The organism is Nostoc sp., from assembly GCF_036916985.1.
Classification (GTDB): domain Bacteria; phylum Cyanobacteriota; class Cyanobacteriia; order Cyanobacteriales; family Nostocaceae; genus Nostoc.
Genome location: NZ_JBALFD010000010.1, coordinates 1 through 20,505, shown reverse-complemented (window position 1 = coordinate 20,505; position 20,505 = coordinate 1). Strand labels below are relative to the sequence as shown.

Annotated in this window: 21 protein-coding genes; 13 read left to right on the top strand and 8 right to left on the bottom strand. The window is 42.8% G+C overall.

Annotation, left to right across the window (positions count from 1 at the left end; all coding sequences use genetic code 11):
* Window positions 1-16 precede the first annotated feature (16 nt).
* On the bottom strand, window positions 17-313 hold the full coding sequence (gene rpsT, locus V7L07_RS02055; RefSeq protein WP_334695566.1) for a 30S ribosomal protein S20: 297 nt from the start codon (window positions 311-313) through the stop codon (window positions 17-19).
* Between the two features lie 874 nt (window positions 314-1,187).
* On the opposite strand from rpsT, the gene hisD reads away from it, so the two are divergent.
* Window positions 1,188-2,489 carry a histidinol dehydrogenase gene (gene hisD / locus V7L07_RS02050; protein WP_335054592.1) on the top strand — a complete coding sequence of 434 codons (1,302 nt, stop codon included), beginning with the start codon at window positions 1,188-1,190 and terminating at the stop codon, window positions 2,487-2,489.
* Between the two features lie 107 nt (window positions 2,490-2,596).
* Here the strand turns inward: hisD and V7L07_RS02045 are convergent, their stop codons facing one another.
* Entirely contained in the window at window positions 2,597-2,755 is a 159-nt protein-coding gene (locus tag V7L07_RS02045) for a hypothetical protein (RefSeq protein ID WP_335054590.1), read from the bottom strand.
* Between the two features lie 98 nt (window positions 2,756-2,853).
* Here V7L07_RS02045 and V7L07_RS02040 point away from each other — a divergent pair, with 98 nt between their 5' ends.
* The 3 genes from V7L07_RS02040 to V7L07_RS02030 are packed head-to-tail and all read left to right on the top strand — an operon-like array spanning window position 2,854 to window position 3,904.
* The gene (locus V7L07_RS02040) at window positions 2,854-3,279 is read left to right on the top strand and encodes a universal stress protein (RefSeq protein ID WP_335054588.1); all 426 of its coding nucleotides are present in this window, start codon (window positions 2,854-2,856) and stop codon (window positions 3,277-3,279) included.
* Window positions 3,249-3,644, top strand: a complete 396-nt coding sequence (locus tag V7L07_RS02035; protein WP_335054586.1) for a Uma2 family endonuclease — start codon at window positions 3,249-3,251, stop codon at window positions 3,642-3,644. The genes V7L07_RS02040 and V7L07_RS02035 overlap by 31 nt, the downstream gene beginning before the upstream one ends.
* Entirely contained in the window at window positions 3,644-3,904 is a 261-nt protein-coding gene (locus V7L07_RS02030) for a Uma2 family endonuclease (RefSeq protein WP_442935992.1), read from the top strand. Before V7L07_RS02035 ends, V7L07_RS02030 begins: the two co-directional genes overlap by 1 nt.
* A gap of 197 nt (window positions 3,905-4,101) precedes the next feature.
* Here the strand turns inward: V7L07_RS02030 and V7L07_RS02025 are convergent, their stop codons facing one another.
* Window positions 4,102-4,488, bottom strand: a complete 387-nt coding sequence (locus V7L07_RS02025; protein ID WP_334779631.1) for a hypothetical protein — start codon at window positions 4,486-4,488, stop codon at window positions 4,102-4,104.
* Between the two features lie 193 nt (window positions 4,489-4,681).
* Here V7L07_RS02025 and hslO point away from each other — a divergent pair, with 193 nt between their 5' ends.
* A complete protein-coding gene (gene hslO, locus V7L07_RS02020; protein ID WP_335054609.1) occupies window positions 4,682-5,587 on the top strand; it encodes an Hsp33 family molecular chaperone HslO in 906 nt (301 codons plus the stop codon).
* A 154-nt stretch (window positions 5,588-5,741) separates the two neighbouring features.
* A complete protein-coding gene (locus V7L07_RS02015; RefSeq protein WP_335054582.1) occupies window positions 5,742-7,811 on the top strand; it encodes a chromosome segregation ATPase in 2,070 nt (689 codons plus the stop codon).
* A gap of 306 nt (window positions 7,812-8,117) precedes the next feature.
* Here V7L07_RS02015 and V7L07_RS02010 read toward each other — a convergent pair whose 3' ends face one another.
* Complete coding sequence (locus V7L07_RS02010) at window positions 8,118-8,402, bottom strand: DUF2470 domain-containing protein (protein WP_335054580.1); 285 nt, start codon at window positions 8,400-8,402, stop codon at window positions 8,118-8,120.
* Between the two features lie 269 nt (window positions 8,403-8,671).
* Between V7L07_RS02010 and V7L07_RS02005 the strand changes: the two genes are divergently transcribed.
* Window positions 8,672-9,427 (top strand): metallophosphoesterase family protein, encoded by a 756-nt coding sequence (locus V7L07_RS02005; RefSeq protein ID WP_335054578.1) that lies wholly within the window; start codon window positions 8,672-8,674, stop codon window positions 9,425-9,427.
* Window positions 9,428-9,507: 80 nt separating this feature from the next.
* On the opposite strand, the gene V7L07_RS02000 is transcribed toward V7L07_RS02005, so the two are convergent.
* A complete protein-coding gene (locus V7L07_RS02000; RefSeq protein ID WP_335054576.1) occupies window positions 9,508-10,371 on the bottom strand; it encodes a M48 family metallopeptidase in 864 nt (287 codons plus the stop codon).
* Window positions 10,372-10,764: 393 nt separating this feature from the next.
* Between V7L07_RS02000 and V7L07_RS01995 the strand changes: the two genes are divergently transcribed.
* Complete coding sequence (locus V7L07_RS01995) at window positions 10,765-11,298, top strand: DUF4330 domain-containing protein (RefSeq protein ID WP_179065968.1); 534 nt, start codon at window positions 10,765-10,767, stop codon at window positions 11,296-11,298.
* Window positions 11,299-11,567: 269 nt separating this feature from the next.
* Here the strand turns inward: V7L07_RS01995 and V7L07_RS01990 are convergent, their stop codons facing one another.
* Window positions 11,568-12,464 carry an alpha/beta fold hydrolase gene (locus tag V7L07_RS01990; protein WP_335054574.1) on the bottom strand — a complete coding sequence of 299 codons (897 nt, stop codon included), beginning with the start codon at window positions 12,462-12,464 and terminating at the stop codon, window positions 11,568-11,570.
* A 532-nt stretch (window positions 12,465-12,996) separates the two neighbouring features.
* On the opposite strand from V7L07_RS01990, the gene V7L07_RS01985 reads away from it, so the two are divergent.
* Complete coding sequence (locus V7L07_RS01985; protein WP_335054572.1) at window positions 12,997-13,581, top strand: hypothetical protein; 585 nt, start codon at window positions 12,997-12,999, stop codon at window positions 13,579-13,581.
* 186 nt (window positions 13,582-13,767) lie between these two features.
* Window positions 13,768-14,613, top strand: a complete 846-nt coding sequence (locus V7L07_RS01980) for an armadillo-type fold-containing protein (RefSeq protein ID WP_335054570.1) — start codon at window positions 13,768-13,770, stop codon at window positions 14,611-14,613.
* 142 nt (window positions 14,614-14,755) lie between these two features.
* Here V7L07_RS01980 and ftsE read toward each other — a convergent pair whose 3' ends face one another.
* Complete coding sequence (gene ftsE, locus V7L07_RS01975; protein ID WP_335054568.1) at window positions 14,756-15,502, bottom strand: cell division ATP-binding protein FtsE; 747 nt, start codon at window positions 15,500-15,502, stop codon at window positions 14,756-14,758.
* Window positions 15,503-15,753: 251 nt separating this feature from the next.
* The gene (locus tag V7L07_RS01970; RefSeq protein WP_335054566.1) at window positions 15,754-16,509 is read right to left on the bottom strand and encodes a WecB/TagA/CpsF family glycosyltransferase; all 756 of its coding nucleotides are present in this window, start codon (window positions 16,507-16,509) and stop codon (window positions 15,754-15,756) included.
* Between the two features lie 528 nt (window positions 16,510-17,037).
* Between V7L07_RS01970 and V7L07_RS01965 the strand changes: the two genes are divergently transcribed.
* From V7L07_RS01965 to V7L07_RS01955, 3 genes are all read left to right on the top strand, one after another.
* Complete coding sequence (locus V7L07_RS01965) at window positions 17,038-17,757, top strand: response regulator transcription factor (protein WP_334734067.1); 720 nt, start codon at window positions 17,038-17,040, stop codon at window positions 17,755-17,757.
* A 163-nt stretch (window positions 17,758-17,920) separates the two neighbouring features.
* Window positions 17,921-19,594 (top strand): SpoIIE family protein phosphatase, encoded by a 1,674-nt coding sequence (locus V7L07_RS01960; protein ID WP_335054564.1) that lies wholly within the window; start codon window positions 17,921-17,923, stop codon window positions 19,592-19,594.
* Between the two features lie 3 nt (window positions 19,595-19,597).
* A complete protein-coding gene (locus V7L07_RS01955) occupies window positions 19,598-20,023 on the top strand; it encodes an ATP-binding protein (protein ID WP_335054562.1) in 426 nt (141 codons plus the stop codon).
* Window positions 20,024-20,505 lie beyond the last annotated feature (482 nt).

Sequence of the window (20,505 nt, the reverse complement as noted above, 5' to 3'; positions counted from 1 at the left end):
GACAAATGACCAATGACTACTCAGCTGTTTGGGTGAGGGGTTTTAGTCTGTGAGCCAATCTTGATTTTTTCCTTGCCCCATTGTTGGGGTGAAGGACACCCCGTTTAATCGCTTTATCGATTTTGCCGTAAGCCTCAGATAACCTGGTTTGTACTTCTTGTTTTAATTCTGGGCTAGGATTAGCTGTATAGGCAGCTACAGCATTAATGTATTTCTTTATCAGCGTCTTGACTGCTGATTTGTAAGCTTTGTTACGCAGTCGGTTACGTTCTGCGATTTCGGCACGCTTGAGAGCAGACTTTGTATTCGCCACAGTCAATTCCAAAAATACTATTAATTATGTACACACACTACTAGACTTACTAATATAGCATCCAAATTGCCAATGTTATAATTTCCTAAAAAAATTCTGGGAATGAGTATGGATGAATAATCAACAGTTATTGTTCCACCCTTTCCTCTCTCTTCCTTAGGGACTTCCAGAAATTAAATTATTCAATTTTGGGAGAGAAGATGATCGTTAAGATTCTTCCTCCTCTGCGTCCCCTGCTTTCCCGGCTTGCCCTGCTCACCGAAACGACGGGATATTTTTTTAGTTGGAAGTCCCTTACTCCCCGATTCCGTATTTCGTCAATTTAGGAAATGCGTTAAAATATTCAGATACATCTAAGGACTGCCACCCTAACTCATCACAACCTGATTAAGCAATGTGATTGCCAAAAAATACAATCTTATACCTGTAAAGCTGATGTATTGTCAGAGGCAAAGAACTGTAAAGAGTTAAATTTCAGGGATTTTTAAGTATAGAACCGATACATCGTCTCTATACACAGATTAACAACTACTGAAAGTTAGGAAAATAAGTAAAAATTATACTCAGATCACACTCTCTGTAATTCGGGAGATTAGGTGAATACACCACTTGCACTCAGCAAGTAGTGAAAATAAGGGCATAAGGGTAGCGGGAATGGCATCCCTGCTTTTTGCTACTAGCCTACCGAGGCTTGTGGAACTGAGCAATTAAATTGCCTTCTCAAGCAAACTATATGCTGGTAGTCTTGAGAGTATCAAAAAAATTCAGGTTAAGCTAGAGAAGAGAATTAGAGTCAGCTTGCACACCCCAGTGGGTCAAGAGCAATACTAAATCTCAGGTGGCAATATTATAATTTTGGCATTGTCCTTACTCCATGCTGCGAATCATTACTCAGCAGGCAGACGTTAGAGCAGAACTACAACGGATCTGCGATCGCACCCATGACGAACAGGTGCTTCACAAAGAAGCAACGGTGCGGGAAGTTTTGCAAGCAGTGAAGCGCCAAGGCGACAAAGCTGTATTGCATTACACAGCCGAATTTGACAAACAAACCCTGAAAGCAGAAGAACTCCGAGTTACAGGCTCGGAACTGGATGCAGCCTATCAACAGGTGTCGAAGGAATTGCTTGATGCAATTCGGCTATCTTGCCGCCAAATTGAAGCGTTTCATCGTCAGCGTGTACCGAAAAGCTGGGTACATTTTGGCGACGATGAAGTAGTGTTGGGCAAACGCTACACCCCCGTAGATCGAGCCGGGTTGTATGTGCCTGGTGGCCGTGCCGCCTATCCCAGTACAGTGCTAATGAATGCAATTCCGGCTCATGTTGCTGCTGTACCCCATGTGGTAATGGTGACACCACCAGGGCCAGGGGGTGCAATTAATCCCGCAGTCTTGGTAGCTGCCCAAGAAGCAGGGGTGCAAGAAATTTATCGCATTGGGGGCGCACAAGCGATCGCCGCTTTAGCCTATGGTACAGAAACGATTCCGAAAGTGAATGTGATTACTGGCCCTGGTAACATTTATGTCACCCTAGCGAAAAAACTTGTCTACGGCACCGTCGGTATTGATTCTTTGGCAGGCCCTAGCGAAGTGCTGGTGATTGCCGATGAAACTGCAAATCCGATGCATGTAGCTGCTGACTTGCTAGCCCAAGCCGAACACGATCCAATGGCGGCAGCAATTTTGTTGACGACGGATGCTGCTTTGGCGAAAAACGTGCAATTAGCCTTGGAAAGACAGCTAGTAGATCATCCACGGCGAATAGACACAGAAAAAGCGATCGCTCACTACGGCTTGATTGTCGTTGTAGAATCGCTCGAAGCAGCAGCAGAACTCTCAAATGAATTTGCCCCCGAACACCTAGAATTAGAAGTCAAAGACCCTTGGGCACTTCTACCACAGATTCGCCACGCTGGGGCAATCTTTTTAGGTTACTCAACACCAGAAGCCGTAGGAGACTATTTGGCAGGCCCTAACCATACCTTGCCAACTTCTGGCGCTGCCCGCTATGCTTCGGCATTGGGGGTTGAAACTTTCCTCAAGCACTCCAGTATTATTCAATACTCCCAAACCGCACTGCAAAAAGTGGCTGGTGCTATTGATGTGCTAGCAACAGCAGAAGGTTTACCTTCTCATGCTGATTCAGTACGACGCCGAATTCAGCAAGAAGAGTAATTTGGAATGCTTAATTTTTTCTTATAACTAAAAGTTTGGATAGCGATACCTACGGTAAGCTACGCTAATGCACGCCATTTGCTATCCTACCTTCAGCTGCCCTTTCTTTAAGCGTCCACAAGTCGGGCATTACCGACGGTAGTTTCTGGGAGAGAATTTTCCTTTCCCAGAAACTCGTGAAAAGCTTCTCCAGCCCAGTCAGTACAAGGCAATACTATAAAAGTGGCGTGAAACTGACCTAATAGTAAAGCCTCAACTATTCTCAAATATATATAATTAACAAATAAAAATTGGTTTAGTGTCGCCGCCGACGGATTTTGCTAGATACTTATGTAAGAGGTCTACTCTTTAGGAGGCGAGAGCGGTGCTAAATAGTATTTTGGTAGCTCTGGACGGTTCGGAAATTTCAGAACGAGTAATTCAGACTTTAGATAATTTGGCTTTGTCAAAAGATGCCAAGCTTATTCTTTGTCATGTGTTTCCCACACCAGAGTCAGAGATGGAACTACCAGCTGATCGTCCTCAGCCAGAGTCGCCAACATTTTCTTATTTTCAGATTGAAAAACAACTGCAATCCTATCAGGAAAAATTATCAATAACAAGTGAGTTAGAACTAGTAACTGGCGATCCTGCTGAAGAGATTATTCGTCTTGCCAATATTTATAAAACTGAGTTGATCATAATTGGCAGTCGAGGGTTGATGGGGATGAAGCGAATTGTTCAGGGTTCTGTTAGCAGTCAAGTTGTAGAAGAGGCTAATTGTTCAGTGTTAGTCGTAAAACCAAGGTAAAAAAATTATCAGGGGAAGCAATAACTATAACCACCCCAAAACTAACCTTTGAGGAATACCTGAAATATGATGATGGCACTGATACGCGCTATGAATTGGTCAATGGAGAACTAATTCCCATAAGTCTGGGAAGTGGGCAACATGCCGCGGTAACAGAATTTCTCAATGTTTGTTTCCGAGGAGAAATTCTCCGACTAAAGTGGGATTGGACTTCTAAACAAACGGTTATCGGTGTTCGTTCCACCCGTGCTGGCAGATGGGATACATCGAGGATTCCAGATGTAGTTGTGATTCCGTTACCTCAGTGGCGAGAGTTGAGAAACCGAGAGGCAGTATTGAACTCAACGAACCAGCCCCCTTATTAGTGGTGGAAGTCGTTAGTGAGTCAACAAAAATTGTAGATTACCCTGCCAAGCGAGTTGAGTATAACGTTTTAAATATTCCAGAGTATTGGATTGTCGATCCATTAACGAACAAAGTGACTGTTTTGACCTTGATTGAGGAATTATACGAACCAGTAGAGTTTTTTGGTAGTGATGCCTGCGGCGGGAAACAACGCATTCAATCTCAAACTTTACCCCAGTTAGAATTAACAGTTGAACAAGTTTTGACAGCCGATTCTTAAAAATTGTTCTCTGCTTTTCTGTGGTTAGATAAATTACTTTTAAACCGCAGATGCACAAAATAGGACACCTGCATAGGAGGGTTTCCCGACTTAAGCAAAGTGTCCGTGGTGCAGATAGAAAAACAGAGATTTTTCGAGTTGTCTTGAAAGGGCTAGTCTTAGAGACAAGGAAAATCCCCCTTCTACGTTCAGTCGATTTAACGTTCTTGAGTTGCCAAAAACTGACGCAAGCTTAACAAACTCAGGGTTTGACCCAAATTTAAGGGCAAAATTGAAACTCCTTCCAAGCGGGACTGTACCCAACCTTCTCCCCAATACCATTCGTGGAACCCATCAATACCTCCACTGAGTATCAAGCGGAGACAGTTGGATTTGACAACGTTTACTTGATGATGAATCGCAACTGGCCCAGTCCAGGTTGTAAACTGGAATCCGGGAAGCAGTTCTTCTGGCATTCCTGGCGCAAAGCGTTGTCCTAAAAGCCATTTTTCTAGTTGTACGGGATGCAGCAGACTGTCACGAATTGCATCTGTTGATGCTTCGATTTCGATCCGCAGTTGGCTTTGTTGAAAATTACCCAGCATTTTTATCAGATTACCTAAAGATGAGACATCGCTATTTCTAATTTAGTCATTAGTCCTTTGTCCTTTGTAAATCACCAATGACTAATGACCAATGACAGCCGTTTATTTGCGTAGCGCCCTACTAAGTTACTTTTCTCGCAGCAGAGAACTTAGAATAGAAAAAGTGAACTTGTTAAGAAATGTAAGGTTATTCATGGCGGATCAGTTAATTCGTGCAACAGCAGCCGAAGGTGGAATTCGTGCCGTAGGTGTGATCACCACACGTTTAACAGAAGAAGTACGGCAGCGCCACAAGCTTTCTTATGTGGCGACGGCAGCACTGGGCCGGACTATGGCGGCAGGCTTGTTAATGGCTTCTAGTATGAAGCGAACTGGATCGAGGGTTAATGTTCGGGTAAAGGGCGATGGGCCTTTGGGTGGGATATTGGTAGATGCCGGCTTAGATGGTACTGTACGCGGATATGTCGCTAATCCATCTGTAGAATTGCCTCCTAATGCCAAAGGTAAGTTAGATGTTGGTGGTGCAGTGGGTGGCGGCTACCTCTACGTTGTGCGGGATATCGGTTATGGTTATCCTTACTCTAGTACTGTAGAACTAGTTTCTGGCGAAATTGGTGATGATGTAGCTCATTATCTGGTGAATTCCGAACAAACACCTTCAGCTTTAGTTTTAGGTGTGTTTGTGGGAGCAACGGGAGTAACTGCGGCTGGAGGATTACTGATACAAATATTACCCAAAGCCGCCAGAGACGAAGCTCTAGTAGAAATTTTGGAATCACGGGTTGCCGGTCTAGCAGGATTTACGCCATTGTTGCAAGCTGGGAAGACTTTACCGGAAATCTTTGGCGACTTGTTGGGAGATATGGGGCTGGAAATCTTTTCCGAACGGCAAATGCTGCGCTTCCACTGCGGTTGTTCTTTCGATCGCGTTTTGGGGGCATTGAAGATTTTGGGAGAAGCTGAACTGCAAGATATGATTATTAAAGATAATGGTGCTGAAGCAACTTGCGACTTTTGCGGTAATGTCTATCAGGCAAGCAACGATCAGTTAGCTCAACTAATTGCCGATTTGCAAGCTGAATCTACTATTTCAGGATAAAGTATAAAATAGCACTGATTTTTGAGATTGATAATGGTACTCTGTGGAGAGAGATAATCAAAAAAGTAGCTTTTTAATCATGAGAAAGTTACTATGTCAACAATGGAATTATCGACCTAAAACAGAGCGCTATTCAATTATTTTGGTGTGAGAAATGACAGAGCGGGATATTCCAGACAGTTGGTCTTCAGCCAGTGGAAGAGAGCCAGATCAAAACAAAAGATTATCCCGAACAGAGCAATTCGGTGAAACTCAGCCATTTGATGCCCCTGCTACTGGTTCTAACTCCAAGTCAGTGAAGCGGCGAAAAAAAAACCATAAGAAAGGATTACCTATAGATAGTAATTCAAAAAAAACAGCCCAAATCAGTAATAATTCTGATAAATGGCCACGCTGGATGAAAAGCTGGACATTGTGGCTAGTACTATTAATGTTGATTCCCGGCAGTGTAGGATTCTTGGCAATGGCAATGCTGTTCAAGTTGCCAGCTGCTCCTAATTGCCCCTCGATTTTCTGGCCTCTAGCTAGTGCTTCTGTGCGGTTACACTGCGCTCAGTTAGCGGCTTCTAAGCAAACAGTTAACGACCTATTGCAAGCGATCGCTCTGGTAAAGCAACTACCACAAAATCACCCGCTACATGGAGAAATTGATCGTTTCATCGAAGAATGGTCGCGGGATATTTTGAAGCTAGCTGATGAAAGTTTCCAAACAGGGAATTTAGAAGAAGCGATCGCTACTGCTAAGAAAATACCCGAAGATGTGGCAGCTTATAAGTTAGTCGATGAACAAATTGGTAAATGGGAGTTAATTTGGTCAAAGGCAGAAACTACATACAACAGTGCGATCGCTGAAGTCAAGGAACGGCGCTGGCAATCGGCCTTTATGTTATCTGCTAAAATGCTGCGCGTAGATAATCAATATTGGGCGGGTACGAAATACGACCAATTGAATCGTCTAATTGCTACAGCGCGGGAAGATGGGGATAAGTTAGGCAAAGCCGAAAGTTTAGCAAATAGCAAAGTAGTCGATAATTTATTAGAAGCAATCAAGTTAGCCGAGTCAATTGGGCAAGAAAGTTACCTTTACCAAAAAGCTCAACAAGCGATTCCCGCATTTGGACGCCAAATGCTGGAATTAGCAAAGGCAAAATTAGATAAGAAAGATGCGGATGAAGCGCTGAATATTGCTAGGCAAATACCGGAAAGTACGAAACTACAAGGTGAAACCGATGACTTTATTGCCATAGCTGATGCGAAAAGGAGTGCTTGGATCGGTAACGTTTCTGGTTTACAGGCAGCGATCGCTCAAGCACAACAGATTTCTCCTTCCAGACCAGTGTATAACGAGGCGCAGCAACTAATTGCTCGTTGGCAGCTGGAAATTGAAGATGTTGCCAATCTGGAAAAAGCGAGAATATTGGCTAGCCAGGGAACAGTGCCTAATTTAACAGCAGCGATCGCCCAAATACAGCTGATTCCTGCTAGTAATCCCAGGGCCACAGAAGCTAGGCAAGAGATGGATCGCTGGAGTGCCCAAATAGAAACAATTGAAGACCAACCTTACTTAGACCGCGCCGAACAGATAGCAATATTCGACGATATTAACTCCTTGCAAGCTGCGATCGCCCAAGCCAGCGAAATTCGTAGAGGTCGTGCATTATATCCAGAAGCACGGAAAAAAATTCGTACTTGGGTTGGAAAGATTCAACGAATTCAAGACCAACCCTACTTAGATCAAGCACAAGAACTGGCTCAGAGTGGAAATCTCACCGCCGCCATCAACGCAGCTCAACAAATTGCTTCATCAGGAAGGGCGCTTTCTGGGGACGCGCAAGCTGCAATCAATGACTGGGAAGGGCAAATCCGTACTAGAGAAAACTGGAAAAAAGCCCAGGAAGTGGGAGCAGCTGGCACTCCAGAATCCTTGGTTGAGGCAATACGACTAGCAGATAGCGTTTCCAACAATAGCATCTTACGTATGGATGCGAATCAGGCTATTGATCAATGGAGTCAGCAATTGTTAGAAATAGCACGCTCTCAAGGTCAGTCTGATATTGCTAGAGGCATTGACATTGCTAAATCGATTCCACGCGGTAGTGCTGCTTACAGCGCAGCACAAGAGCAAATTAAGGCTTGGCAGGATTTTCTCAATCCTCAGCCGAAACCTCAGCCTCAGCCTGAATCTCTACCATTTCCTCAATCAACAACTACTAATGGGCAGTAATATACAGCATTTTTCATTTGATTGAACCGTAGTAGTCTGTCAATAAATAATTGATGGATAAATTACTTCTAGAGACGGCGATTTATCGCGTCTCTCTAACCCTCAAAATAATTTGACAGACTAGTACCGCAAGTTTGAGAAAATCAATAAGCAAAACAAGATTGGATCTCAATACTGCTCGGGTTTTGCATTTTTAACTCGGAATTGGGTTTTGGGAAAAGGTTAAAGGTTTTTTCTTTCCCTTTTCCCCTTACCCTTTTGCCCTTAACCGACAAGTATTGGATTGGATCTAAGCTAAAGCGATTTCTACTTAGCTTTCACCCGCGCCTGCTTCACCATCGCAATCAGAGTTTGATGGGCATCTTCCGCATCTGTTAAAACACGATCAAACTGGATGCGAACTTGTACAGCTTCCCCATTCACTTGCACTGTTAAATCCATACCCTGTGCATCAATTGACAGCATTTCGGCTGCACTTGCATCTGTAACATCGCCAAAAGCTTTAGCATAAATCAGTACAGCATCAGCATGATCGTCATTCATGTGCTTGCAGATGCGCGAACTAATTTCAGTAGAGAAATCCTTAGACATTGTGAAGTTGAAAGTGATGAATATGGCAAGAGCCTAAATTTTCGGCTAAGTAGTTCAAATTAGCAGAAAAAGCTAGTCTTAAGCCATCGTTATTATAAGTGATATCTGAAAAACAACTACCCTTGTATATATTTGATAAGTTAAGTTTATTACTCGTACAAGAATTAAAATAAAATAAACATTATCCAGTATTTTTACCTTCTATTGCGGAAAGCAGACAGCGTAAACTGTAGCAGAAGTATTAGCCAAACTATTGTAGCTAAGAGACAATGAGCGAAACTAGCCCCAGACGAATTGTAATTGGGGATGTGCATGGACACTATGAAGGCTTAATGACATTGTTGGAGGCGATCGCCCCCACGTCAGAGGATCAAGTCTATTTTCTGGGAGACTTAATTGATCGCGGGCCTCATAGCGCACAAGTAGTTAATTTTGTTAAACGAAATAACTACCCATGTTTACTGGGAAATCACGAGCAGATGTTGTTAAACATTCTGACCAATGAAAGGACTTCTTCTTCGACGATGCAAGCATGGCTGTATGGTGGAGGACAAGCGACTGTAGCCAGTTACCAAGAAGCTCCAATTCCTGACGACCATCTGGATTGGTTAAAAGCTTTGCCTACATACCTTGACTTGGGGGATATTTGGTTAACCCATGCTGGTGTTGACCCTTCCAAGTCGGTGACAGAACAAACAGCCGATGAACTGTGCTGGATACGAGAGGAATTTCACAGCATTGAAAAACCCTACTTCCCAGATAAGCAAATTATTATCGGTCACACTATTACCTTTACCCTGCCTGGTGTTTCTCCTGGGAAACTAGCACAAGGAAGGGGTTGGCTAGACATAGATACTGGCGCTTATCACCCCCGGAGTGGTTGGTTGACTGGATTGGATGTCACAAATCAGTTGGTTTATCAAGTTAATATCTTTAAAAACTATATCCGTACCCTGCCTTTAGAAGAGGTTGTAATTACCGTTGATCCAGCTAAAATCAAAGTTGCTCGCCGCCATCAGAATTGAGAGTGGGAAGCAGGGGAAGCAGAAGAGGCAGAGGGGCAGAGGAGGTAAGGGGAATACCCCATGCCCAATGCCCAATCTTGTCAAGACCCCACTAATGGCCGAATATTAGCTTTATAACTAGCATTATCCAAGCCATATTTTTCATTACTAGGTTGAGAGTTAATTGCACGTCTGAGACCATCAATGCGATCGCTAGTTCCGGGGTGTGTACTTAAAAATGTCGGCGCAGAACCACCCTTTTTCAGCAGCTTTTGCATAAAAGAGACCATTGCAGATTGGGCATAACCAGTACGTGTCAAAGTTCGTAGTCCTCTTTGATCGGCCTCAAATTCATTGTTACGACTGCGTGGTAAGTCTCGCGCTAACTGTACACCAATTTGCACTGCTGAATTCCGATCTAAGCCGGCAGCTGTTAATAGACCACTTTCAAGGGCTTTTTGCTGCATCTGCTTGACTACGTGTTTTCCGCCAATGTGACCAATTTCATGGGCGAGTACGCTTGCTAGTTCCGCTTCATTGTCTGCGGTTTTCAGCAAACCTGTGTGGACATATACATAGCCGCCCAAGGTCGCAAAGGCGTTAATAGAGTCATCCTGAACTATCTGGAAAGTATAGGGGAGATTGGGGCGATCGCTATTTACTGCTAAACGCCGACCAACTTGTTCTACATAACGATTAACTTCGGGATTGCGGTAAAGCCGGACTTGACTGCTGACTAATTCCTGATTAATCTGCTTACCAAGATCAACTTCTTGATTAGGAGATATATTAGAAAGCTGAAATGCCTGAAATCCTTGGAGTAGAAGAGGCAAGAAATCTAAAGTTCTTCCAGGCAAGGGTGTACTTAGGCACAGACTCAGGGCAACTACCACCGAAATTAGGGGATAAAACCAACCACGCCGCCACATACGGTAATTTGTAACAAAACCTTTCCAGTTGAACATAATACGCTCTGAAGATTATTTCGGGAGAACATAAAATAATGGGACAAATTATGAGACGGATTTAAAGTATTCTAAGTTGCATTATTAACTTCAGCCCAAAGGAGTTGTTATACAGATAATTCTTAGGCAAATCTACCGAATTGCGGGGGACTAGGGATTCTCTCTAAAGATAGGCTTCAACACTAGATTTTACTTTCTAGCTGCGTCATTGTTAACAAGTAAAAGTTTGAGGGTTAGCTGCCGCTCCTTGGAACTTACGAACTCGTGATCAACTGTCGCATAACCGCAACCCTCGGATGCTTTGAGTTATTACCAAATAGGGAAAATGATCGTTTCCATCGAAAACCTTCTTGCTACAATCAATTACTTCGCTATTACCTCGGAAAAGTTTTTATGGCTATTTTAGATTCCAAAGGCCGCTTGTTTGGCAAAATAAACCTCCTAGATTTAGGTGCTGCGCTGGTAATTCTGCTAGTGATATTTGGCATCTTTGTCTTTCCTGGCACTTCTGGTTCTGTTGCCCAAGTTGGTGCGAAAACAGTACCTATTGAAGTAGACTTAGTAGTTCGTGGTTTGAATGTACGTGACCCGGAAAAATTAATCGATAATGGTTTAAAAAAAGGCGGAAAAACTAATGTAATTATCCGCAACCAACCCTACGGACAGATTGAGATCAAATCTATTCAACAGCTACCTAGAACAGTCAATGTTTTCCAACCTGATGGTACTGTCAAAGAACTTCCAGATCCCAAGACCAACAATTATAGTACAGATTTTCTTTTGACTTTAGACGGCAAAGCCCAAGTTACTGAAAGTGGGCCAGTTCTGGGTAACAGTAAAGTAAAAATTGGGATGCCATTTGAGTTAGAAGGCTTTAATTACAACTTCAATGCAACTGTCATTGATATTAGATTAAAAGACAAATAGTTTTCTCACTTTTGTTGATACTATTTTCTCTAGTAATCCTATTTGATTTGTGAGAATTACAATCGGCAGATCCCCGACTTCTTAAAGAAGTCGGGGATCTTATTTATCACAAATTATTCAGAATTGCTATTTACAGCGCTTCCGGCTATTATGCAATACAGTTTTTCTCCTTGCCCTCTCCTATCAAAGCTTTCAGACTTGAGGATGTACCTCATAGCTGCCGGAAGTGCTGTAATACCCCTGAAACCACGGAGGCAGTTTTGATACTGTTAATTAAGCAGAGGCAAAAACTTGCGAATTAAACCAATTGTCACTGCCGGCAATTCCAACTGTGGTGTTAATCCCACATCTTCCACCTGTTGAAAAAATCGGATTGCTTGGGGATTGATTTCGGCAAGGCGGCGACCAATTGAGGGCCCTGTAAATTCTGACTGTTTTCCCCAAATAATGGCAGTGGGAGTCGTCAACTGTTGAATGTAAAGGGATAAGTCAAAGCATAAATCGCCACGTACAAAGGATAGTGCTGCATACTCAGCATTCGGCTGTTGGGCAGATTGTAGATAAGCATCTACAATTTCCTGGTAGACTCGATTAGATTTAGCAAATTGCCGTTGCTCTAAGAAGCCGCGAATACCACCACTAGTGGCAATTCCAGTGCTGTAAAGTAAACGATCAACAACAGGAACGCTAACTAACTGGGCAAAAAAGCTCCGGGAGTAGTCTTCGCCAAAGTCGGAAAGTCCGGCGGGGGTGGTAAGAATTAAAGACTTGAATAAATCAGGATGATCTGCTGCTACTCGAATTGTAAATGCTGCGGTCAAAGAAGAAGCGATCGCTGTTACTGGCCCAGTACAAGTCTGCTCAAAAAACTCCCGAATCGTCGTCAAATAATCTTCAATTTTATAACTCCGTGGCGGATGCTCAGACCTACCCCAACCGAGCAAATCCGGCGCAATGACCCGATATTCAGCAGCAAAAGCTGGATAAACTTTCGACCACTCATAAGCAGAAGATCCACCACCAAAGCCGTGCAGAAATACCAAAGTTTCTCGATCATCTTTGGCAGTCACATCGCCCTCCCAAGGCGCTCCAGCAGCAGTATAATATATCATCCTACCTAGTGAGGTATTTATGGAGCGTTGTTCAAATCCTAGTGGTTGAAACATAAGTATTCTTTGTTAACTGTAGTGATTAGTTGGCATAAGTGAAAAAAGAAACTTGGGATGCAGGGATACAAAGAAAGTATTTGATTATTTCTCCACGTTCACGCATCTTTCCTCCCCCGCCTCTTCTTTAGTCACTTTGGATGTTTACGTGTTGAGTTCAAACTTCGTGGTCATTGTTATTATCCACGAACCAATCAGCTAAGACTTCTTGCCACAGTCAGATTAAGTAGATATAAAATTACTGGATTACTTGTAAAGATTTGGTGATTTTTTTTCATGATAAAAAGTAACTTAACGTTGAAAATACTGTTTTATAAGGGTTTTTCATGGTAGCGAGTATCACTCCAGCTTGAATTCAGCATAAGTTTTTATGGTAATCTATCAAAAAATCGATAAATCATTTTGAGCGTCAACAATAGTGAAAACGCTTGTTTTAGTAAGCTATTAATCCTACTTCTATATGATGTGGAAAAATAGTATTTAATGTATAACTAATCTGATTATTATCTAAGTAATGGTAAGGCGGGATGTCATGGTAAAGCAGGCTACTCTTCAATCAAATAAACTACTAACGATTGAAGACGCTAAATTTGCACTTGACAACTTTAGTATACAAAACGAAATTAAAGCTTCAGCTTGGCGGGGTCAGGTTGAGTCAGCTATTGATGCTGCCAGAATTACTGTACCTACTTGTATTTCTTTAGACTTAGAAGACTTAAAGTGTTTTGAAGCAGTAGAGCGGCAATATGAACGTTGGGGAGTCATTTTTCATAATTCTTTAGCAATACAGCCATCAAATCCAGCGTTTCCAAGCTATTCAGGACTAACAGTTTTAATGGGAGCGCCCAAAAGCGGATTTTTAGAAGCTACTTTTTTGCGTCCGGTTAGTTCGGTTAGCGCCTTTGTCACTAGTTCGCAACGGCTAGTGCTTTCCGCCTACGATCGCGATCGGCAACTGCTTGGTCAAACTGTACTACCAGCCTCTAATCTTGCCAACTCAGACTCGGCAATTTCCCCTAATACCTTATTATCTATCAATGTGAATAACATCTACAGCGTTACCTTCTGTACTTTTGATGGACAATTCACCCTTGATAATTTTCGTTTTTGTCTTTAATTAAGACTTACGTACAAGATGCCCTTGCTCTGAGCCGTTGAAAATGGTATCTTAATTTGCGCTGTGCTGTACTAGTCTACTATCTGTCTATCAAACCAGACATTTTGTGGTTTGAACCTTCATTCTTTCTTCATCCATAGTAAAACTTATACAATAAGTAATTTCGTAATCAAGTAGGTAAACACTGTGGCACAGGCTTCGTCTTCTTGGCAGCAATTGATCAACCAGATCCCCGACTGGAACTGGTCGCTGACAAAATTCAAGACAAAGGGAGCCATAAAGCAGCAAACATTTAGGCGCTTTTCTGGGCCTGGGGGCTTTCTTGGGTTCTTGACAATCGTCATCGCCATGTTGATGTGGAACTGGAAACTGCTATTGGCTCTCTTAATCGGCATTGGGGTAATGGTATTGGTTTACTCAATGCAGGAGTGGGATTGGCAGTTACGCTGGTCTAAAATACGTAATTTCTTAAACAGTTCAAATCGTCGCTTGGCCTTAGCAGTTGTCAGTGGTGGTATTGCTACTGTCAGCACTTACATGGCAGCAGCAATATGGGTTGAATCTCATAGTCACTGGATTGCTGCTGGTGCGATCGCGCAAGGTGTAGGAACCCTGTTAACTTTAGTTTTATTGGTATGGCAAATTGTCAACTTCTATGAAAATCGCGAAGAAGACCACCTAGATCAGTTATTGGTCAATTTAACAGAAAAAGATCCATTGAAGCGGTTGATTGCCCTACGTCAACTAACTAAATTCATCAGCCGTAAGCGGGTTGATTCTTCAGTGCAGCAAGATATTGTCGAATGCTTGCAACTCCTACTTCGTCGAGAAGAAGAAGTTGCGATTCGAGATGCAGCTTTTAAAAGTTTACAAGCTTGCGATGACCTCCGGTCAGTCGGAGACCATCGCCTACAAGTTTTATCCCCCAAAACAGCAACAACTTTTACACCCATATCAGCAAAAGTCACGTCGCTTCTCTACGAGACGCCAAGGGCGAACGCTCCGAATTCAAAATTAAAAATTAAAAATTAATGATCCCCAAAAATAAATTTAGGGGATTGTATCCTTTTCGTTTTCGGTCAAAGTTTATTAGTCATTGGTCATTAGTCATTGGTCATTAGTTAAACGATGAGTCCTAATTAATACCCAATCCCCAGTCCCCAATCCCCAATCCTTATTTTCGAGACAGCCTTCCATTGCGGACTTGCACTACCGGATGATTGCACCGCCGTACTAATTGTTCATCGTGGGTGGTGACAATTACTGTAGCCCCAAAGGAATTTAACTTTTGGAGAATCTGGATCACTTGCCAGGAATTATCTGGATCGAGATTTCCCGTAGGCTCATCCGCTAACAGCAAGGGTGGTGTACCAACGATCGCACGGGCAATACTCACCCGTTGTTGCTCTCCCCCAGACAACTGATCTGGAAAGCAGTCAGCTTTACTCAGTAAACCGACCAGCTTTAAGGTTGGTTCTAAACGTCGTTGAATTTCTTTACGGGTATACCCTTGAGCTTGCAGCACAAAAGTGACATTTTCTGCTACTGTTCGTTGGGTAATGAGTTTATAGTCTTGAAACACAATACCAATCCGTCGCCGCAATAATGACAAGCGATCGCCCCGCAAATCCGCTACATTACATTCATCAACAATTACTTCTCCCTGTGTAGGCAACTCCTGGGCATAGAGCAATTTTAAGAGCGTTGATTTACCAGAACCACTCGGCCCTGTGATAAACAGAAATTCTCCCTTTTTCACTTCAAGGTTCGCATTCAACAAGGCGTGAGTGCCGTTAGCATAAGTCTTGGTTACAGATTGCAATAGCACCTTTGCAGTACTATTACTAACGCGCTGTTGAGTTTCACTATCCTCTCTATGAACGGATTTATCTGTCTTAACTTGAGTTGTTAATACTGGCATTGTTAAATTTTCCTCATACCCACAACTAAACAGCTTGGTGGCTCAGATGTGACGTTCCCCTCAAAAATAAGGATTCCCAGGTTTCGCCTGGGAATTTAAATTCAAGAAAGAAAATTTAAAACTTTTTGAAGACTTTAATACTAACTAAGTAAGAACACTCAGAATTCAGAACTCAGAATTCAGAATTCAGCACTCAAAACTCAGAATTCAGAACTCAGAACTCAGCACTCAGCACTCAAAACTCAGCACTCTTAACTAATTGCACCCCTTGCTGTGAAACGATAAACAAACGCTTTCACTGCAAAAGCTGGCAAAGCCAACATCCGCCGCCAACGCCAAGGTTCTTGATAAAGGCGATATAACCATTCCAAATTATTATTTCCTAACCAGGCGGGAGCGCGAGTTTTAGTTCCCGACCAAATATCAAAACTGCCACCAACGCCAATCCAAATTGCTTGAGGACACAAATGGCGGTTTTCAGCAATCCATAACTCTTGACGTGGCACTCCCAAACCGACAAAAATCACTTGTGGCTGCAATTGAGCAAGAGTTTGTCGTAATTGCGCTTCTTCTTCTGGAGAATGGTAGCCTGAGTGAGTGCCTACTATACTTAAATCTGGAATTTGCTGCTGCCAAAAATCCGCCGTTTTTGCGGCGACTCCAGGCGCTCCTCCATAAAAAAATATCTTTGCTCCTGTCTTCTGTTTCCCAAGTTCTTGCAAAAGCTTTTCTGCTAATTCAATCCCTGGAAAACGCTGCACTTTTTGCCATAACAGCCAGCGTAAATACAGAACAACCCCGGCTCCATCTGGAATCACGAGTTCAGCATTTTTAATGACCTGAGCTAATAATTGATTTCGCTCTGCCTGCATAGTCATTTCTGCATTGAGCGTTACTACATGAGTTCCTTTGCCTGCATGCAGGCATTCTAACAACCAGCCTGGATAGTTAGCCATCACATGAACTGGTATCCCCAACACTGAAAATGCTTGATTGCCGTTAGACATAGCCTATTCTTGAGTAATCCTCACACCAGGTTTTGCATGAATGTTAAGTTTATCAAATTTTTTATATTAGAACTTTCACAAGAAAGACACCCCATTGTCCTGCAAGAATAGAAAGCATAATTAAACTAATTAGTATTGGGCGCTTGTACTTGGGCTGAACCAGTCCAGCTTTTATTGTTAAAGTTTAATATTCACTCAGTATAAAACGCTCAACTCATCGAAGAAGCGGAGGGGCACTTTGCTGGGAGCAGGGGGAGCAAAAGAAGAGTCCCGGAGCCGTGGAGCGGAGCGGAATATGGGTATGTTCGCGGAGCGTCTCGTAGAGAAGCCCCGCCATAAAGGGCGCTCTTACTGGGGCGGAGTACAAGCTCCGTCTCAGTTTTCCCCCTTGCCCCCTGCTCCCCTGCCTCTTTTGACAACTCTGGTTCCGGGAATAGAAGCCCCCACTATACTACTTGCGGTTAGTGTGGGAGTATGTCACGAAACTCGACTTTATGGTTAAGGTAGTGTAACGGGCTGAAGTTGGCTATGAGTAAAATTCGTATCGCTTTAATTGAAGATCATGACCTAACTCGTGTAGGTATTCGGACAGCACTACAGCAAAAGGATGAAATTGAAGTTGTAGGTGAAGCTGCCAATGCTGTTGAGGGGCTAAAGATGTTAAAAATGGTACGACCAGATATTGCCATTGTAGATATTGGTTTACCAGATAAGGATGGCATTGAGTTAACACGGGAGGTAAAATCTACTACTAATGGGCAGCAGCTACTTACAAAAGTGTTAATTTTGACGCTACGGGATAATAAAGAGGCGGTGTTGGCTGCTTTTGCCGCTGGTGCAGACTCTTACTGTATGAAAGATATCAAATTTGATAATTTGCTGGAAGCAGTGCGAGTAACTTACAATGGCAACGCCTGGATCGATCCGGCGATCGCTCGGATTGTATTACAACAAGCGCAACAAAATCCCCAAAAGTTGGAATCGGCTTTTGTCGGTACTAAAACTATTGCCCCTAACCCTGATTCTCTTGAGAATCTGGAAGGAATTCAACCTTACACCCTGACAGAAAGGGAATTGGAAGTGTTACAGTTGATTGTCGAAGGTTGTAGTAATGCAGTAATTGCGGAAAGACTTTACATCACAGTTGGCACTGTTAAAACTCACGTTCGCAATATTTTGAATAAGCTATGTGCCGATGACCGTACCCAAGCAGCAGTCCGCGCCTTGCGTTCTGGGTTAGTTGGATAAATTTAATTTTGGTGTGGAACAATTGAGGACGATCAAGAGAAACTCAAAACTTTGAGAAAGTTATATTTTCAAAGTGAATGGCTTCTCTGATTTTCTGTTATTTATCAGGTGGGATAAACATCATACTATCTCGCCATTCAAATATGTGAAAAAAAAGTCAAATATGGCTGAGAATGGGGCGGAAAAACTTAAGCTCATGGTGGTAGATGATGAGCCAGATAACTTAGATTTACTCTACCGCACTTTTAGGCGAGATTTTCAAGTATATAAAGCCAATCATGCCTTTGGTGCTATGGAAATCTTAGATCAATTTGGCGAAATGGCGGTGATTATTTCTGACCAAAGAATGCCAGAAATGAATGGGACTGAATTTTTTAGTCGCACCGTAGAACGCTTTCCAGACACGATTCGGATTTTGTTAACTGGTTTTACTGATGTCGAAGATTTAGTCGATGCGATTAACTCTGGTCAGGTATTCAAGTACATTACTAAACCCTGGAATCCTGAACGGCTTCGAGGCTTAGTTGAGCAAGCTACTGATACATATCGCCTAGTTAAGAAGCGCACTAAAGAGTTACGTCGGGCCCTACGACGAGAATCTTTGGTTAATGCGGTGACAACGGCAATTCGGGAGTCTTTAGACTACGACAGTATGCTACAAAAAATTGTCGCAACTATTGGAGAAACATTTGAAGCTACCAGTTGCTTACTCAGACCAGTAGAGGGCGATCGCCTGATACAAGACAAGTTCTTTTACCACGATCCTAAATCTTCTGTATCTGATTGTTTTTTTGACCCCAGTGTTTTAATTGAAAAAGTCCTGGAAACCCGTCATTATCAACTTGCTCAAGATGTATATGATGGTAATCCTTGTCACCATCTGGTTGTACCACTTAGCTATCAGCAGCATCTATTAGCTGTGCTGGCCCTGCACCAATGGGGACGTGATCGCCCTTGGGAAGATGAAGACATCCAACTAATTGCAGGTGTTGCCGAACAAGCAGCCTTAGCGCTTTCTCAAGCAAAACTCTACCAGCGCCTCCAAGAAAAACAACAGCAGATTCACACTGAGTTAGAAGTAGCTCGCCAAATTCAATACAATTTGCTACGCCAAACTTTACCTGACATCAAAGGGGTGAAGGTGCAAGCCTGCTGCTATCCGGCGCGGGAAGTAGGGGGCGATTTTTTTGAAGTGTTTGTCCATCCCAAAGGCGATTTGTGGTTGGCGGTGGGTGACGTTTCTGGCAAGGGCGTCCCAGCGGCTTTATTTATGGCTAGTATTATTTCAGTTTTGCGCCGAGAATTATCTCAAGAAACACCAGCAGAGCCGAATGTGGTCATGCAGAACCTCAACCACGCTCTCAGTGAAGATTTAATTAGCAACAATTATTTTATCACTCTTGTGTTAGCTTGTTATACCCCTAGCACTAAGGAACTCGTCTATACTAATGCCGGTCATATCTATCCACTATTATGGTCACGCGGTTCGGCTTTAGCCGACAATCCCAATTATCTTAAAGTCCGTAGCGTTCCTTTGGGGATCTTACCCAAATGGCAGGCGCAATCTGGTCGCTTGGTTCTCGCTACTGGAGACACATTGTTACTAGCCAGCGATGGAATTACAGAAGCAATGGTATCAAGTAGTCCTGATTCATCAGTAAAAACTGTGCTTGGAGTTGAACCAGAGAACCGTTCGATGCTGAATCAAGATGGTCTTTGGCAACTCCTACAAGAAGAGCAACAACCACTTTCTCTTAACCATTTACTAGCTCGCATCCAGGCAGATAATCACGTTCAAGAAGATGATCAAACTATACTTTCGCTGGAGATTTTGTAAGTCATGAAAAGTGAGCTTCATGTACCAAGTGACTTGAATTTTCTGAATATTGTCGAAAACTGGTTGCTGGGATGCTTGAAAATTCAACTAGGAGAATCTGTAGATTGGTCGCGGCAATCAAGTCGTTTGAGACTGGCTTTAGTGGAAGCTTATTCAAATGCAGTCCGTCATGCTCACAGGGATCAACCAAATTTACCGATTTTACTACGTTTGGAAGTGAAAGATCGGGATCTTGCCCTAGAAATTTGGGACTACGGCGAAGGTTTTGATATGTCTAACTACTACGCTCCAAATCCTATGGAAAAACAAGAAGGTGGTTATGGTTGGCTGATTATGAATCGTCTTATGGATAAAGTCGATTACAAGTTGCAGATTAATGGTGCTAACTGTCTCAAGTTAGAAGCTACTTTACCTGAATTAGTCCAATAAACGAAAGTTACTATTTTTCAAGTCATGTTATTTCAGAATTCAGAATTCAGAATTCAGGAGTCAGAATAAAGCTATGAGTTTTGTTTGACTGGGTGATAGCGACACGCAAAGCGAGTCCGCTAGTATCTGAATATTTGTTTAAAACTTTGCCCTTTATAGGCAGAATAAATAATATTCTTCCTTATTGAAACTCGTTCATCTGGCGATCGCGGTGGCAGCCTAAACTTTTTAATGGGTATTCCTCTTGCCTCCTACTGGTGTGGCAAGCTTAAAATAGTGTATTAGACGTAGCGACTTTTCATCCTTAAGCATAAAGGATAACAATATGCTATGTGGCAAGCTTAAAATAGTGTATTAGACGTAGCGACTGTCTTGAATGTCAAGTGTGAGCGTTAAGAAAAAACCGCGACTGTGAACATTGACGCAACTGGGGAACGCTGCGCTAGATTCGGTGGTGCCTGGTACGGGCATAAAGATTACGC

Coding starts and splice junctions, on each gene's coding strand:
- V7L07_RS02015 (WP_335054582.1), top strand. CDS start 5,742: ATGACAGAGCGGGATATTCCAGACAGTTGGTCTTCAGCCAGTGGAAGA.
- V7L07_RS01985 (WP_335054572.1), top strand. CDS start 12,997: ATGGTAAAGCAGGCTACTCTTCAATCAAATAAACTACTAACGATTGAA.
- V7L07_RS02005 (WP_335054578.1), top strand. CDS start 8,672: ATGAGCGAAACTAGCCCCAGACGAATTGTAATTGGGGATGTGCATGGA.
- hslO (WP_335054609.1), top strand. CDS start 4,682: ATGGCGGATCAGTTAATTCGTGCAACAGCAGCCGAAGGTGGAATTCGT.
- V7L07_RS01965 (WP_334734067.1), top strand. CDS start 17,038: ATGAGTAAAATTCGTATCGCTTTAATTGAAGATCATGACCTAACTCGT.
- V7L07_RS01995 (WP_179065968.1), top strand. CDS start 10,765: ATGGCTATTTTAGATTCCAAAGGCCGCTTGTTTGGCAAAATAAACCTC.
- V7L07_RS01990 (WP_335054574.1), bottom strand. CDS start 12,464: ATGTTTCAACCACTAGGATTTGAACAACGCTCCATAAATACCTCACTA.
- V7L07_RS01970 (WP_335054566.1), bottom strand. CDS start 16,509: ATGTCTAACGGCAATCAAGCATTTTCAGTGTTGGGGATACCAGTTCAT.
- V7L07_RS02010 (WP_335054580.1), bottom strand. CDS start 8,402: ATGTCTAAGGATTTCTCTACTGAAATTAGTTCGCGCATCTGCAAGCAC.
- V7L07_RS02000 (WP_335054576.1), bottom strand. CDS start 10,371: ATGTTCAACTGGAAAGGTTTTGTTACAAATTACCGTATGTGGCGGCGT.
- V7L07_RS01960 (WP_335054564.1), top strand. CDS start 17,921: ATGGCTGAGAATGGGGCGGAAAAACTTAAGCTCATGGTGGTAGATGAT.
- ftsE (WP_335054568.1), bottom strand. CDS start 15,502: ATGCCAGTATTAACAACTCAAGTTAAGACAGATAAATCCGTTCATAGA.
- V7L07_RS02025 (WP_334779631.1), bottom strand. CDS start 4,488: ATGCTGGGTAATTTTCAACAAAGCCAACTGCGGATCGAAATCGAAGCA.
- V7L07_RS01955 (WP_335054562.1), top strand. CDS start 19,598: ATGAAAAGTGAGCTTCATGTACCAAGTGACTTGAATTTTCTGAATATT.
- hisD (WP_335054592.1), top strand. CDS start 1,188: ATGCTGCGAATCATTACTCAGCAGGCAGACGTTAGAGCAGAACTACAA.